Raw genomic sequence first — 15,076 nt, 5'->3', positions numbered from 1 at the left:
CATTATAAGGTTAATTGACATCGAATTTAATAGGATTTCCAACATAATAATCAATTATTTTATCTTTAAAGATCATATTATATTTGGCTTGAATCAAATCAAACTCAGCTTTATTTCTGTTTGTCTGCGCAGTAAATAATTCAATACCATTGGCCATCCCAATATCATAACGCTCTTTGATGACCTGAAAAGCATCTGTAGCACTATTGAATGCGGACATACTTGATTGGTATCGCTGGGCTGCAGCAGAAAGATCCAAAACAGCTTGATTAACTGTTTTATTCAAAGTTGTTTCCAAAAGTTGAACATTGGTTTCTGCCAATTGTAGATTAATCCTTGCCTTTGAAACATTTACTCTATTTCTATTATTATCAAAAATTGGAACAGACAACGTAATGCCAGAACCAAATGATTTATTTTGATTTAATTGATCACCAAATGGAAGATAGCTTCCTGTAAAAAGATTTCTTCCTTCCGATGAATAATTCGTACCATAACTAACACCTACAGAAAGAGTAGGATAATAGCCCCCTTTTGCAATATCAATTTGCTTTAAAGCAACCTGTTTGTCTATCTGCGCTTTCTTAACTTCTGGATTGAAGCTTTTAGCTTTTTCAAAGACGTCTATGGCTGCGTACTGGCCTAGTACATGATTGATGGCTTCCACTTTAGGCTTGACCAATTGGAGGTCTGTTTGTGGTGGCAATTCCATCAACTGCTTTAGCGCAAGTAATGACGATTCGTACGCATTTTTAGCATTGACAAGATTCAATTCATCTGTTGCAACTTGATTTTTAGACTGCGAAAGATCTGCCAATGTTTTATTACCAACTTGGAATTGAATGGAATCGGTTTTTACTTGCTCTCTGGATAATAGAATTTGTTGAGCGCTTGCAATCATCATCTCATTGTTAGTGATTGCTTCCAAATAATTAACCAACACGGATAACATGAGATCATATTTAATCTTTTCGATTTGGGTGGCAGCTGATTCCAGCAACAACTTATTGGCTTTGATCTGATTGATTTTTTGGAAACCTTGAAATACGGTTACATTAGAACTTAAGCTTGCTCCAGTCGATGTCGTCCATTTATTACCCGTGATCAGTGTTCCGGATACTTGATCAAACGCAAGACCATTATTAAACCGTTGACTGACTCCTAAACTCAAATCTGGATACAAGTTTGACTTGGCCTGAAATACATCTTGAGCCGCTAGATCCTTGTTTAAAGAAGCTTGCTTAATTTGCAGATTTTTTTCCAACGTGATCCGAATCGCATCTTCAACAGTTACTTGGCTTTGTCCAAAACTTGTAAGTCCCATCATGGATAACATGATGGTCATAAAAGCTATTTTTTTATAATTTTTTCTATCGTCCATAGTAAGAACTTAATAGTTTTAATATTTTTGCTAAAATATAAAAGTATGTATCTTGTAAAAGCACCCTTCTTTCTTAAATTATTTTATTCAAAATCAATTTGGAATAAATCAAGGAAAGAAAACAAAATTTACCTCACATTTGATGATGGGCCTATTCCAGAATTAACTCCTTTTGTTTTAGATACATTAAAACAATATAACATCAAAGCGACATTTTTTTGCGTAGGTGAAAATATTAAAAAAAATCCACATTTATTCGAAAGAATTTTGATTGAGGGTCATCAAGTCGGCAATCATACTTATAATCATCTAAAAGGTTGGCAAACAACAGATGATCATTATCTTGAAAATGTTCAAAAATGTCAAGAATTAACTCAAAGTAATCTCTTTCGTCCACCCTACGGCCGAGCCACAAAATCACAGTTAGCAAAACTATACCCTGACTATCAAATCATCATGTGGGATGTACTCACTGGCGATTTTGATCTATCGCTATCTCCGGAAAAGTGTTATAAAAATGCTATTAAACATACTGAAAATGGTTCTATCATCGTTTTCCATGATAATATAAAGGCGATTCCAAGAGTTGAATATGCGCTCCCAAAAACGATAGCTTATTTACTATCAAAAAATTATCATTTTGAATTGTTATAATTTTTTGGTTTGCAACACTTTCAAATCATAATATTGGGCACTACTTACACTGAAATAACCTAATGCACCATTTGAAATATTGGAAATTGGATTTGAAGGGGCAGCAGATCCTGGATTTTGACCTTTAATATTTGACCAATAAGTGTAAACATCTTTAGCGATACATTGTCTCAAAATTTTAATCTCATCACCTACTTTTATGTCATTATCTTCATTGGCAATTTCATGCTCAACAAAAAGACCATCATTAAACTTATCACTAAATACATCACTGAATTTGAAATCTTCATTATTCAATTTTATTTTATATTTATAATAATTTTCCTTTGCAGGTGGATCTAAAAAGCTCAACGAAGCATATATATATTCTTCATCGAATGTTTTTTTACGAACTAGGCCGATAGAATCGACAGCAACGTATGCTGGCATCGTACAGGTTGATTCATACAAGCTTCCGTCTGGCATTTGAACCGATAAGGCATAGATGTTGCCTTCTCTCAAAGTCATACGGTCCATTATGTATTCACCATTGCTCTGATCAACAAACTGATACGACCGACCACTTGTTATATTTTTCACGACAACATTGGCACCTATCACAGGATTACTAGCTGAGTTATTAGAAAAATCAACAGCACGGTTAATCACGATCATCTGTGCGGTATTGGCATTATGCAAATCTGCTACGATTACATACTTATCCGCTACAGAATCCAATTTCAGATCAATTTTATCTTCACAGGAATTCAAAAAGACAATTATGAATAACGCGATACAATTAAAAATAACTTTCATTTTTATCAAAATATTTTTTTTTAAAAAAGGGATTTAACATTCATGAATAGCTAACTACACTCATTGTCATGAGTTCTAGTGATCCATGATCGTTGAATCATTAAAATTTAAAATTCCAGGTTACAGAAGGAATTACTCCAAAAAGTGCAATCCGATAAGCTTCTGTAATATTTGGATTATCTTCATTTTCTCTGAAATCAATGAGATATGCATTTTTTCTATTATATGCATTGTAAAGCCCAAATGACCAAGAAGACGAATATCGTTTATTTAACTTAGCACCTGGATCGTAGGTTGCAGATATATCTAATCGATGATAGTTGGGCATCCGGTAACTGTTACGATCCGTATAATAAAATAATGTTTTGCCATCGACTTGATACTTTCCAGAAGGAAATGTAACTGCATCACCGGTGTAGTACACAAAGGTTGATCCTAAAGTCCATTTCTCCGTTAACTTATACATTGCAACTAATGCTACATTGTGGGTTTTATCTTGTCGTGCATTGAACCACTTTCCACCATTAATCTGATCAAATTGACGCTCACTTTTTGATAAGGTATAACTCAACCATCCGGTTAACTTCCCTTTGTTTTTCTTCATAAACCATTCTATACCATAAGCTCTACCTTTACCAAATAGAAGTTCTCCATCCAGCATCTCATTTGCTTGTAAATCTGCGCCATTTTTAAAATCGATCTGATTTTTCAGATCTTTATAATAGGCTTCTACCGAGGCTTCATACTTGGCGTTGTCGAAGTTTTGGAAATATCCCAATGAAACTTGATTGGCCAGCTGTGGTTTTATATTATTGGAACTCAGCACAAATTGATCTGTTGGAAGACTTGATGTTGTATTGGTTAACTGGTGCAAATTTTGAGAATTTCGATTTAAAGATGCTTTAATACTTTGATTTTCATTAAACATATAATTTAATGATAGTCGAGGTTCCAAAGTAAGGTAATTTTGAATTACATCATTTTTATCATATAGGGTTTTTGCCGTTTGATTTCCATCTGCATCGAAACTATAGATGGTGCCCGGGCCCAACATACTGTAATTGTTTATTCTTAAGCCATAAAGTGCTTTGAATCTATCTGAAAGCGTCCACTCATCAGATATGTAAACTGCGGTCTCTAATCCTTTTCGGGGTTCAATTTCAATGGTATTAACGGCAGACCCCTCTCCTCCATACAGACTAGCAGGACGTATGGTCTGAGCAGATGCTTGTAATCCAAATCTAATCTGATGATCGTTATTGGGATAGTATTGAAAGTCTTGCTTTAAGTTTAAATTTTCAATTTTAGATGTGATCTTAAAATTTGAATTGTCTTCAACATTCACATTATAGTTAAAGTCGCTATAAATAAATGTGGTGTTGCTAAACAACTTATTGTTCCAAACATGATTCCACCGTACTGTTCCAGTGGCATTCCCCCAATTGAAATCAAATAAATCACTATAAGCCATGGCATCTTTGCCAAAGTAACCAGATAAAAACACGGAGTTCTTATTATCAAAACGGTAGTTTACCTTAGCGTTGAGGTCATAGAAAAATAATTTGCTTTTATTGATATCTTCATCCTTTGATAGTTTTAAAAATAAGTCAGCATATGTTCTACGTCCACTGATCATAAAAGATCCCTTATCTTTAACTATAGGGCCTTCTACTTTTAACCTTGAAGCGATCAATCCAATACCTCCTTCTACACCGAATTTTTTGTTATTACCATCAATCATATTAATATCCATAACGGAAGACACCTTGCCCCCAAAATGGGCCGGCATACCTCCTTTATAAAAATTAACATCTTTGATTGCATCCGAATTAAATGTAGAGAAAAAACCAAAAAGGTGTGATGCATTATACACGGCTGCTTCATCCAATAAAATTAGATTTTGATCGCCACCACCACCACGGACATAAAAAGAACTACTTCCTTCGCCTCCACTGGTAACACCTGGTAATAGTTGAATGGTTTTTAACACATCTTGCTCACCAAAAACAACAGGAATATTTTTAATATCTTTAATTTCCAACTTTACCAATCCGGTCTGCACACCCGAAACATTTCCAATCTTTCTTCGACCAGATACGACAACCTCTTCCAACTTTCGTCCAGCAGGTGTCATATCTACGTTTAATACACTATCACGATCGATATCCAAAGTGAATATACGTTCATCAAAACCAACATAAGATATAGCAATAGACTGGCTACCTGACGGCAACTGAATTGAATAAAAACCATAATTATTGGTTCTTGCGATCTGACTGGAATTAAGATCTCGCACGACCGCACCTATAAGTGTCTCTCCATTTGCAGCATTCTTAATATATCCCGAATACTGAAATTTACTTTGTGCAAAAGTGAAAGAAAAATTAAAGAAGAAACAGAAAAAAATAAAAAGGATAGGTCTTAGTAATCGTGACATTATATGAAATTAGTGATTTTTACCAAAGATAAAAAAAGCCTTGTGGTTAGCAAGGCTTTATGTCATTAAGTTTATAATAAATTAATAAAGATTTCAGTATTACAAATTTATATCATTTATTCAAAATAGCCAATTATTTATTTATTTTTTTTTGAACTCTACTTTTTTAGTAAAAAATTCATTGAAAAATGCCATTTGATAAACGATTGATTTTGACCAGTAATCCCAGTTATGTGCTCCTGCACGTGTCATAAATGTATGAGCAATATTGTGATAATCCAATTTATCGTGTATGGCCAGATTCACTTTATAAAAGAAATCTTCTTTACCGCAATCTATGATTAATTCTAAGCGATTTGGTTCAAGTAAATGGATCAAATTAATAACTGATTTTGCTTCCCATTCCATCGGTTGACTGGAGTATGTGCCAATCCTATTTCTAATATTCCAATTCATAGGAAAAGGGCGAATATCTAAACCTCCAGAGGTACTTCCTGCAGCACCATATGTCGCTTGATGGTTGATAGCTAAGGTCATCGCTCCATGTCCTCCCATACTTAAACCAGTTATCGCACGTGCCGAGCGATCTTTCTTTGTTGCATAGTGTGTATCTATATAATTGACCAATTCTTGACTCACAAATGTATCGTACTGGTAGTTTTTATCACCTGCTATATCCCAATACCAACTGTCAAAGCCTCCATCAGGACATACGACAATATAATTATAGATGTCGACAAGTTTCTTGATTTCTGGAGCATTATTGACCCAGTTATCATATCGGCCACTATAACCATGTAGCAGATATAATACTGGATATTGTGCTGCTTTATCATACTTATCAGGAAGCACAATAACTGTTTTGATTCCTTTTGACATACTTTTACTTTCGATACTTAACGTATCGACTGTTGCAGCTTGGATACCACTGCAGATAAGGACGAAAATAAGGCTGATCAGCCAATACTTGATACTTTTGTTCATTATATTATCGTTTTTCAAAAAAATAAAGATATGATTTTAATCCAAATGGACGTTCACTTACGGTGTAAAATCCCTCACCTTCCAGACCAAAGGCAATAGCCTCCCCTTGCGACTCAATTTCATAAGGAATTGAGACAGGTTTTTGAGATAAAGTCTGCTCAATTGACCCACCCCTTCTTCTTTTCCAATAAAAAATTTGCGTGAGATTTTTAATCAAAATAGCGTCTCCCGATGGACTAATATCTGAAGAAGTTACAAAAGTAAAGGGTAATTTCTGCACGGGTGTCAGCATGCTAAAGTTCTTTTTACTGTTGCTAAATACAGTTGCTGTATATACGGTAGATTGAAAGTCTCTTTTTGAAACGATATAAAGCTGATGATCGATTGGGTCAACAAATAAGGCTTCTGCATCTCTTGGCCCATCTTTATATCGTAACGTAACGGTACGAATATCATCCTTTGGAATGGAGACCAATTGATCCCCATCCTTATAAACAGGTTCGGGAAATATATGCAATTTAATATTTTTACGGCGAGCTCGATTATCACCTATATCTGCTAAGATTAAAAATGATTTTCCTTTGATCATGACTCGCCCTATATCTTCACAGTCTTTTACTTGAATAGACTCCAATTCATAGGTACAAACTAATTTGCCTTTCTTATTGATCAAATAAACACGCGCATCATCACCGCTATCGTTATGTACCCAAAAATAAGAAGATTGCTTTGCATTGATAATTCCTGACAATTCACTTAACTGTTTATCGACAATTTCACCCAAAGCGACCTGCGGTTTAAAGATTTGCGGATTTAGTTGACTATACCCAATGTGAAATTGTACGAACAAAAAGTAAAAAACAATAACTTTGTTTAAGTGATTCATACCTTAAAAGTACAATATTTTTTAATGATACACCGTTTTCTATTTACAAATGAAGCATATGATCAAATTCTCGGCACTATTACTTTTGTTCCTTACCACCATAGGTTTTACGTCATCGGCTCAAACCAATGATTTCACAATTAAAATAAAAAGTGGCGTTCCACACGAGCAAGCATTACAAGTTAAATATTATAACAGTATAAACTGGGAACCATTTTATGCTCATATTGAGTCTTTTACTTATGACCCGCATTATAACTATGAACTACGTGTAAGAAGAATAAAGCTAAAAAATGCGGAACTTAATAAACCCAGCTATCGTTATTCACTGTTAAAAATAACACATAAATCATTAACAAAAGCTGAACGGCTTGAGATGGAAATCAATGACAAACGCGTAGATTGCCAAGGATCTGGACAGATGAAATGTTTAATGGTAAAATTTAATCGAAATGACAAATGGGAATATTTTTACGATCATATCAATGGATTTGACTATAAAGAAGGGTATACCTATAACATAATCGTTAACCGCACAAAGCTAGAAAACCCTCCACAAGACGCTTCGGCATATCAATATGATTTAGTGAAACTAGTAAATAAAACTATAACCAACACAATATCTTTACCCACCGCAGCTGCATTTTTATCAAAATTTAAATGGAAATTAATTAGTCTAAATGGAAAAGAAGTATCCAAACACAATGCATTTCTCCTATTTGATGCACATAACGGTCGTATTTCAGGTAACTCCAGCTGTAATAATTTCTTCGGGCCATTTGTCATAAGTAGTAATAAAATTTCATTTCCCAATCTAGGCACTACCATGCGTGCTTGTATGGGAGAAAATATCGAAGCAGACCTATATCAGGTACTTGAGAGCAAAGATCTGCACTATGATATTGCTGAACAAACTTTTAATCTCTATATTAAAAACAAGCACGTCGCTATTTTTGGACTTTCTGAAAAGTAAGCAAATGCTTTTACTGTTGTTTGACAAACAATTTCATAGGATGATATGTTTTACAATAAAAATAAAACGATATGTCATATTCGAAATTTACAAAACTACATCAACAGAATGATATTCTTATATTAGGAAATGTGTGGGATGCACAGAGCGCAAAAATTGCAGAGTCGTCGGGATTTCAAGCATTAGGAAGCTCTAGTCACGCGATAGCCAACTCACTTGGTTATGCCGATGGAGAGCAGATCCCTGTAGATGACTTACTATTTATGATCGAGAGAATTGTGAAATCAGTCAAATTACCTGTTTCTGTAGATTTTGAATCCGGTTATTCGGATGATCCTGATCAAGTAGCTAAGTATGTCAAGCAATTAACAGATCTGGGTGTTGTGGGAATTAATCTTGAAGATGGAAAGGTTGTTAAATCGGTACGTAAACTGGGAAAATCAAACCTGCTCGCCGATAAAATTGCGGCAATTAAAGCAATGACTAAAAATGTATTTATTAATGCTAGAACAGATACCTACACGACCAAACACGAGAGTGCACTTGAAGAAACTATAAAAAGAGCACAAATATATAGTCAAGCGGGTGCAGATGGTCTATTTGTCCCCTTAGCAGAAAGTAAGGAAGATATTGAACAGATAGTCACTGCAACAACATTACCGCTCAATTTATTTTTAACGGACAAGCTTCCAAAAGCCGCAATTTTGGGAGAAATTGGTGTGAAGAGATTGAGCCACGGGGCGAAAATATATGAATATTTAGTTGCTAAAAACACCAAACTATTTCATGATTTTCTGATTAATCCAAAGCTTCCAAAATAATATTTGATACCTCCGAAGGTTCTTAAAGGAGCAAGGTTCTTAATTCAACAATTTTTATTTATTAAATATTATACTTCCTTCAGAAAGAGATAAACTTACTGAAGGCAGTATAATATTGAATAATTGTAAAGCCGCAAGTAAGTTGACCACGTGGTGTATCTTACAACGAAAATGACATCTTACAATTCTTCGCTTAACTGCTGTAAAGCTTCTTTAAACTTGATCGATTTAAAATTCATGGCTCCTACATGCTTATTCACCAAAAATCCTTTTTTATCTAATATAATTGTTGTTGGTATAGAACGGGTAGCTAGATCTTCGGGAAGTGGTGAATTAATTTGATAGACTGGAATACTATATTTTCTTTTCTCCATAAAACGTATCGCTTTATTCATACTCCGGTCCATGTCTACTGCCATGAAAACAATATTTTTATTGCTTTTCAGCTCTACATATAATTGATTAAGTGCCTGCATTTCTGCTATGCATGGAGCACACCATCTCGCCCAATAATTGATCACTACTACCTTTCCTTTTAAATCTTGTAGATTGATCTCAATACCTGCATGATTTTGAAATAGTACATCATACATTCCTTTTGATGTGGGCAATGTATCTGCTATACCATCTGAGTCTATAAACGATGAGAAAAACAATCCAGCTGCCATGATAATCCAACTTAAATTTTTCTTATATACTCGCATATTACTTTAGATAATCTCGTACTAAAAATAGGAATTTTTAATCGCATTACCAGCATCAGCTGACGTCCATCGTCCTTGCGCACTAGGATCAAATGCAGCATGTTACAAAGTAGATTTAATTTTTATACCCTTTTCATTAAAGGATCATCTAATTTTATTATATATTCGCTATATTGAAATAAAAAAACTGTCTCAGGTAGCAAGAGTGGTCACTTTCAACTAACATATCAAATTTATATGGTTACAATAAACAATTACGAAGACTATAAATCCTATGAGGGTAAACTCTTGGGATTATCGCAATGGCATAAGATCGATCAGAAACAAATCAATAGTTTTGCTGATGCAACATTGGATCATCAATGGATCCATGTCGATAAAGAAAGGGCAGAATCTGAAGGACCTTTCAAATCGACTATCGCTCATGGATATTTGACACTTTCACTAATACCTTACCTCTGGAAACAGATTGCCGAGGTCAAAAATGTGAAGATGGAAATTAACTATGGTATCGAAAATTTAAAATTTGGTCAAGCCGTATTAGTTGATAGTGAAGTTCAGTTACAAGCAAAAGTAAAATCGGTTAACAACCTAAGAGGTGTCATCAAAGTTATTATAGAAGCAACATTATTGATCAAAGATCATGCGAAACCTGCCTATGTCGGTGATGTCGTGTTCCTTTATCATTTTATGTAATATTTAAAAACGCATTCATACTTTAGCATAGGTATGAATGCATTTTTATTACGCTGGTGAAACTATATTTTGTTTAAGTTTTTTATACATGTTTTTTAACGTTGGAGATAAAAAAATGATAATTAATATACAGATACTTATGAAGGACATCAATTCATAATAATCCATAGCATAACGAACGAAAGATTGATTCTTGACACGCTCCGTTACTAGCTTTACCGCAGTAGCCTGTTCACGAAATTGAAGACCATTTTCCAGTAGTTTAGTGGCTTCTTTATCAAAATATGATTGTAAAATAACATTGTTTCGTTGCAAATAGTCTTGAAATATCTGTTGATGCTGATTACTTTCAAATAATTTGAAGAAATTTTGCAAGCCGATGCTACAGGTGTACCCGAAATACCGCGCTGCCAGACATATCGCTGCTGCCGAAACGGCAAAATGAGGCTTAACGCTTGCAATCGTAAATAATATAGTCGGTACCATGATTAGTCCTACGCCTATCCCATGTAGACAAAGGGGAATCCAGAAATAATAATCATTGCCTTTACTTTCAAATGAAAAGAACATGATCTGATGAAATGTTAGCAAAAAGCAATAACCAAGGATCCAGATCCATTTCACAGATCGATGTGCAAGGATCCAGTACATAGCACATAAAACTCCTATAATAATTCCCAACATATTAAACCACTGCATATACGAAAGATGGATCGGATCCACCTTGAGTACCTGTAGAAAATATTGATTGGATACTGATAGGGAAAATCGTTCTATGTACATCATATAGAGAATCAGTAATCCTAGAAGAAATCGACGATTCGAAAAAATAGAAATTTTGATATAGACTCGTTTTAATGTCATTTGACGCAGAACAAAACATACTAAAAATGCGATTCCTATACCTAGTGCTAGTTGCATGTGCGCATCCCAGAACCAATATACTTCTTGACCATACACCATCATGTAACCAAAAGCAATAATGAGACCGCTGAAAAAGATACAACTTGGCCAATCCAATGAAAATAAAGGATAAGGTTTTACGTGGCGTATGGAGGTCATTGAGATGAATACCAACAGCAGACCTGGTAAAAAAGCCAAAGCGGCATAGAGGTATAATTCATCAAAATTAAATGAATCTATAAATTCTGCAGTTACAAAACTGTTAAAAGGGGAACTACAGAGTAGCATTCCAAAAAAAATGGAATAACTGACTTCTTTAGCCCGCTCGCTGTTTAAGCGTGAAAATATCATCGATATGGAGAGATTAACAGCACTTGCAAACAGCATGCCCTGGATAAAACGTAAGCCATAGACCCACGTAATATCGGTAATACGATACATCAAATAACAATTCAAAATCTGCAATAGATTGAATATAATATAATACTGCTTAACAGGAAAAAAGAGAAAAAACCGACGTTCTAAGATGTAAAATCCAACAAATCCGGCATAAAACAGAATAATCAAAAATTGTACATCACTGGGTTGGGAACCATAGTACCCCGCTGTAACCTCCACATTGGCTCCTGGTAAAAAGAATAAAACCATACTCGGCATTAAACAGCTGAATAAAATTAATTTAATAAGCCATTCTGGAACCCATTGCTTAAATATTGATTTCACTATTTCTTATGTTTAGCAATAGATACATTGACATTCATTCCCGATCGTAAGACTTGTTCACCTTGTTTTTTATCTAATTCAATTCGTACAGGAATGCGCTGTACGATCTTTACAAAATTGCCGGTAGCATTATCTGGTGGTAGTAAAGAGAATGACGATCCAGTTGCAGGAGATATTGAAATAATTTTACCCTTAAACACTCGGTCTGGGTAAGCATCGGCGATGACTTCTACTTGATCATGAATATGTAGAAAACGCAACTGTGTTTCCTTAAAATTTGCTGTTACCCATGTCGGTGTTTCTGCGTTTACTATAAAACCCAATACTTCGCCTGAGCTAATCATTTGTCCTTCTTCAATACTTCGCTTACCGATCATACCGTCATATGGAGCACGGACTATTGTATATCCGACATCCAAATGTTTGCGTCCAGCAGCAGCTGATAATCTATTTTTCTCGGCATTCACTACTGTTTTCTGAACTTCGACATCATGCACCCGCTCTTGTGATGCTTGCAGTTTATGTTGCAAAGCTGCCAATTCACTTTTATAAACGTCCAAAGTCGCTTTTACGGCCTCCAGTTGCTGTGCAGTAGCAGATTTCTCTTCATAAAGAAATTCATACCGATCAAACTCCAACTGCTGCTTAGTGACACGGGCTTCGTTGGCTGCAATAGATTTTTTCAAAGATTCATGCTCCTCCATCAAAATGTGTTTTTGACTACTCAAAACATTCATTTCTGCATGTTCCTTATAAACCGAAGCATTCGCCTGATCTGCCTCATATTTATATTCGCGGTTATCAATAATTAGTAAAGTATCGCCACGTTTTACAATTTGATGGTCTTGGTAATGTACAGAGACTACATAGCCCCCTATTCTAGAAATAATGGGATTAATATATTGTGTTACCTGAGCATCATTGGTATAAGCATAATTGAGTCTTATCCATAAAGTACGTACTCCCCAAAATAATAGCGCACACAAAACAAAGACAGCGATCCAATTGGTAGCTGTTGTCAACTTAGCATCGGTCAATAACCAACGAGATTTAGGTTTCATTTAAATAGTACCTTTTAAAAATTCAATAAAATAATAGTGCTTTTGTATGGCGATTTTAGCAGTTTCTAGTTCAAACAGGGTTTTGAGATACTCCATATCTGCATCTAGCAAATCAGTTACCAAAGCAGATGACTTGAAGTACCTATTTTTGATAATACGTGCATTCTCTTTAGCGAGACCCACATTTTTGATACATACATCACGCTGCACACAAGCTAATTTGTAATCTAAATGTGCTTGCAGTAATTGATTTTGGATCTGCTCCTGTTCCAGGTGATGTCTTACCTCCTCGCGTTCCAAAGAAATCTTTGCCTCTTGTACGATATGTTTATTGCGATAAATGGATGAAATTGGAATTTTTAATTTAAGCCCAACAATTCCTAGATTGTACCAGCTATTATTGTAGGGATAAAGCATGATCTGGGGGTTCGCAAATGTAAAATTTCCTATCAAGGACAATTCAGGAAGGTAATTTGCTTGTGACTGTTTAATCGCAAGTTGTTTTAGCCTAATTTCTTGTTCTGACTTTTGAAGGCTAAAAGCGTGGTATTGAGCAAATGACCAGGCATCATCGTAACTTTCGACCGTAAGCTTAAAATCGTGAGGAATCGGAATAATCTCAGCGTCAACATCAATAATGAATTTTAACTTCTGATTTAATGCTTGGATATCGTGAGCAATTTGAACGAGCAAGAGTTCACGCTTAGAAAGTTCTAGCTCCATACGCAATACATCACTATGTAGTACCACACCTGAATGATACAGATTATTAATTTCTTGTAATTGTGCCTTTTGATCCCCGATATCAGATTCAATAAGTTTTTTATCCATATAAGATCTTTCCAGAGCTAAGAATAGGTTACAGACATCTAATTTGATACGTGCTTTATCATTTGCCCATTCAATTGAAGCTAGCAGCTCTTCTAATCTTCGAGATTCAATTTTCATTAAATCTTTATGTCCATTATATAGATTTAAATAAAAATCAACTCCTGTATCGTATAAATAATGGATTACATCGTGTTGACTAGGTTTATTAAAAATGCCTTGATCATATATCGGCATATTGGTTGCATAACTTGCAGACCCTCGTAATGAAATTTCAGGGAGTAACTCCATTCGTTGCTGTTTGACAGCTAAATCGCGTTCTTCAATTTGCAAACGAGATTGCTCTATTTGCTTGGAATTCAGTAATGCTTTACTGATGATGTCATCCAAAGAAGTTCTTAAAGTATCAGATGCCTTTGCACCTGAGATAGCAAATGATAACAACCCAATTGTTAAAATCCGCTTTACCATTCTGGTAATAAATATCACTTTTGTATCTATAAAAATTTTGCGTTGCAAACATAGAGACTATTTCGATAAATAATTTCTTCACAATTGCCAATATATTATGCATAAAAGACAAAATTAAATAAATACAAGTGCTTTAGATCGATTTAAGACAAACGAGAATGTGTAATATATTCTTTTAAAGAAAATATAATTCAATATTAGAAATAAATAAAGTTATATATGTGACTTGTTGATCATTATAATCGATAATAAATAAAATAAGGTTTGTTAAATTCAATAGAATTTTAACAAACCTTATTTTATAATTACTAATTAGGTGTAAATCGTTCAATTTGAACAATACTACTTTTTGGACATCGTTGCGACATTGTGTTTATATTTGACTCTGAAACAGTTGTACCGCAGCGTGCTTAACATTTAAACCTTAATCAAAATCAAAGAAATCAGAAAGAAAGGATTTCTTCTTTTTAGGATATTGTTGGTGTTTGTGCTGTGTATCGTGATGATCTCCACGATAATTTTCTCTATAATCGGATCTTTCGCTATGTTGCTGTGTGCGGAGAGGACGATCTTCATAACCAGTGGCAGAAACTTTATTTTGATCCGCAGCGTATGACATTAACTTATCCAGCTCTCCCTTGTCTAACCACACGCCTCTACAGATTGGGCAGTAATCTATTTCAACTTGATGACGCTCTGTCATCAATAGCGTTTCGTTACAATTTGGACATTTCATATTTTTCTTTTTCTAATTTTCCA

14 protein-coding genes are annotated in these 15,076 nt (G+C 34.7%); 4 read left to right on the top strand and 10 right to left on the bottom strand.

The window, feature by feature from the left end:
• Positions 1-10 precede the first annotated feature (10 nt).
• Positions 11-1,381, bottom strand: a complete 1,371-nt coding sequence (locus tag AC06G9_RS07130; RefSeq protein ID WP_480957785.1) for a TolC family protein — start codon at positions 1,379-1,381, stop codon at positions 11-13.
• Positions 1,382-1,426: 45 nt separating this feature from the next.
• Between AC06G9_RS07130 and AC06G9_RS07125 the strand changes: the two genes are divergently transcribed.
• The gene (locus AC06G9_RS07125) at positions 1,427-2,035 is read left to right on the top strand and encodes a polysaccharide deacetylase family protein (protein ID WP_045753138.1); all 609 of its coding nucleotides are present in this window, start codon (positions 1,427-1,429) and stop codon (positions 2,033-2,035) included.
• Here the strand turns inward: AC06G9_RS07125 and AC06G9_RS07120 are convergent.
• The 4 genes from AC06G9_RS07120 to AC06G9_RS07105 all read right to left on the bottom strand — a co-directional run bounded on the left by AC06G9_RS07120 (position 2,030) and on the right by AC06G9_RS07105 (position 7,137).
• Positions 2,030-2,830 (bottom strand): DUF4249 domain-containing protein, encoded by an 801-nt coding sequence (locus tag AC06G9_RS07120; protein ID WP_480957784.1) that lies wholly within the window; start codon positions 2,828-2,830, stop codon positions 2,030-2,032. The genes AC06G9_RS07125 and AC06G9_RS07120 overlap by 6 nt on opposite strands.
• 100 nt (positions 2,831-2,930) lie before the next feature.
• The gene (locus AC06G9_RS07115) at positions 2,931-5,267 is read right to left on the bottom strand and encodes a TonB-dependent receptor (RefSeq protein ID WP_346569076.1); all 2,337 of its coding nucleotides are present in this window, start codon (positions 5,265-5,267) and stop codon (positions 2,931-2,933) included.
• A 141-nt stretch (positions 5,268-5,408) separates the two neighbouring features.
• Entirely contained in the window at positions 5,409-6,251 is an 843-nt protein-coding gene (locus AC06G9_RS07110) for an alpha/beta hydrolase (RefSeq protein ID WP_480957783.1), read from the bottom strand.
• A 4-nt stretch (positions 6,252-6,255) separates the two neighbouring features.
• Positions 6,256-7,137: a hypothetical protein gene (locus tag AC06G9_RS07105; RefSeq protein ID WP_052627450.1), complete on the bottom strand. Its 882-nt coding sequence runs from the start codon at positions 7,135-7,137 to the stop codon at positions 6,256-6,258.
• Positions 7,138-7,195: 58 nt separating this feature from the next.
• Here AC06G9_RS07105 and AC06G9_RS07100 point away from each other — a divergent pair, with 58 nt between their 5' ends.
• Positions 7,196-8,110: a DUF4377 domain-containing protein gene (locus AC06G9_RS07100; protein ID WP_045752344.1), complete on the top strand. Its 915-nt coding sequence runs from the start codon at positions 7,196-7,198 to the stop codon at positions 8,108-8,110.
• Positions 8,111-8,181: 71 nt separating this feature from the next.
• A complete protein-coding gene (locus AC06G9_RS07095) occupies positions 8,182-8,931 on the top strand; it encodes an isocitrate lyase/PEP mutase family protein (protein WP_293927789.1) in 750 nt (249 codons plus the stop codon).
• Between the two features lie 179 nt (positions 8,932-9,110).
• On the opposite strand, the gene AC06G9_RS07090 is transcribed toward AC06G9_RS07095, so the two are convergent.
• Positions 9,111-9,635, bottom strand: coding sequence for a TlpA family protein disulfide reductase (locus tag AC06G9_RS07090; RefSeq protein WP_293927786.1), 525 nt, complete (start codon positions 9,633-9,635; stop codon positions 9,111-9,113).
• A 237-nt stretch (positions 9,636-9,872) separates the two neighbouring features.
• Between AC06G9_RS07090 and AC06G9_RS07085 the strand changes: the two genes are divergently transcribed.
• Positions 9,873-10,331, top strand: coding sequence for a MaoC family dehydratase (locus AC06G9_RS07085; RefSeq protein ID WP_045752336.1), 459 nt, complete (start codon positions 9,873-9,875; stop codon positions 10,329-10,331).
• A 48-nt stretch (positions 10,332-10,379) separates the two neighbouring features.
• Here the strand turns inward: AC06G9_RS07085 and AC06G9_RS07080 are convergent, their stop codons facing one another.
• The 4 genes from AC06G9_RS07080 to AC06G9_RS07065 form a co-directional block, all read right to left on the bottom strand.
• A complete protein-coding gene (locus AC06G9_RS07080) occupies positions 10,380-11,957 on the bottom strand; it encodes an MFS transporter (protein WP_293927783.1) in 1,578 nt (525 codons plus the stop codon).
• Positions 11,957-13,018 carry an HlyD family secretion protein gene (locus AC06G9_RS07075; RefSeq protein WP_248754265.1) on the bottom strand — a complete coding sequence of 354 codons (1,062 nt, stop codon included), beginning with the start codon at positions 13,016-13,018 and terminating at the stop codon, positions 11,957-11,959. The genes AC06G9_RS07080 and AC06G9_RS07075 overlap by 1 nt, the downstream gene beginning before the upstream one ends.
• Complete coding sequence (locus AC06G9_RS07070) at positions 13,019-14,317, bottom strand: TolC family protein (protein ID WP_248754266.1); 1,299 nt, start codon at positions 14,315-14,317, stop codon at positions 13,019-13,021.
• A 424-nt stretch (positions 14,318-14,741) separates the two neighbouring features.
• Positions 14,742-15,053 (bottom strand): TFIIB-type zinc ribbon-containing protein, encoded by a 312-nt coding sequence (locus AC06G9_RS07065; RefSeq protein WP_248754267.1) that lies wholly within the window; start codon positions 15,051-15,053, stop codon positions 14,742-14,744.
• Between the last annotated feature and the right edge of the window lie 23 nt (positions 15,054-15,076).

This window comes from Sphingobacterium sp. MAE, assembly GCF_056711605.1.
Note: the sequence above shows the minus strand (reverse complement) of the source record. Positions and strands in the feature narration are given on the sequence as shown.

Coding starts and splice junctions, on each gene's coding strand:
- AC06G9_RS07130 (WP_480957785.1), bottom strand. CDS start 1,381: ATGGACGATAGAAAAAATTATAAAAAAATAGCTTTTATGACCATCATG.
- AC06G9_RS07125 (WP_045753138.1), top strand. CDS start 1,427: ATGTATCTTGTAAAAGCACCCTTCTTTCTTAAATTATTTTATTCAAAA.
- AC06G9_RS07120 (WP_480957784.1), bottom strand. CDS start 2,830: ATGAAAGTTATTTTTAATTGTATCGCGTTATTCATAATTGTCTTTTTG.
- AC06G9_RS07115 (WP_346569076.1), bottom strand. CDS start 5,267: ATGTCACGATTACTAAGACCTATCCTTTTTATTTTTTTCTGTTTCTTC.
- AC06G9_RS07110 (WP_480957783.1), bottom strand. CDS start 6,251: ATGAACAAAAGTATCAAGTATTGGCTGATCAGCCTTATTTTCGTCCTT.
- AC06G9_RS07105 (WP_052627450.1), bottom strand. CDS start 7,137: ATGAATCACTTAAACAAAGTTATTGTTTTTTACTTTTTGTTCGTACAA.
- AC06G9_RS07100 (WP_045752344.1), top strand. CDS start 7,196: ATGATCAAATTCTCGGCACTATTACTTTTGTTCCTTACCACCATAGGT.
- AC06G9_RS07095 (WP_293927789.1), top strand. CDS start 8,182: ATGTCATATTCGAAATTTACAAAACTACATCAACAGAATGATATTCTT.
- AC06G9_RS07090 (WP_293927786.1), bottom strand. CDS start 9,635: ATGCGAGTATATAAGAAAAATTTAAGTTGGATTATCATGGCAGCTGGA.
- AC06G9_RS07085 (WP_045752336.1), top strand. CDS start 9,873: ATGGTTACAATAAACAATTACGAAGACTATAAATCCTATGAGGGTAAA.
- AC06G9_RS07075 (WP_248754265.1), bottom strand. CDS start 13,018: ATGAAACCTAAATCTCGTTGGTTATTGACCGATGCTAAGTTGACAACA.
- AC06G9_RS07070 (WP_248754266.1), bottom strand. CDS start 14,317: ATGGTAAAGCGGATTTTAACAATTGGGTTGTTATCATTTGCTATCTCA.
- AC06G9_RS07065 (WP_248754267.1), bottom strand. CDS start 15,053: ATGAAATGTCCAAATTGTAACGAAACGCTATTGATGACAGAGCGTCAT.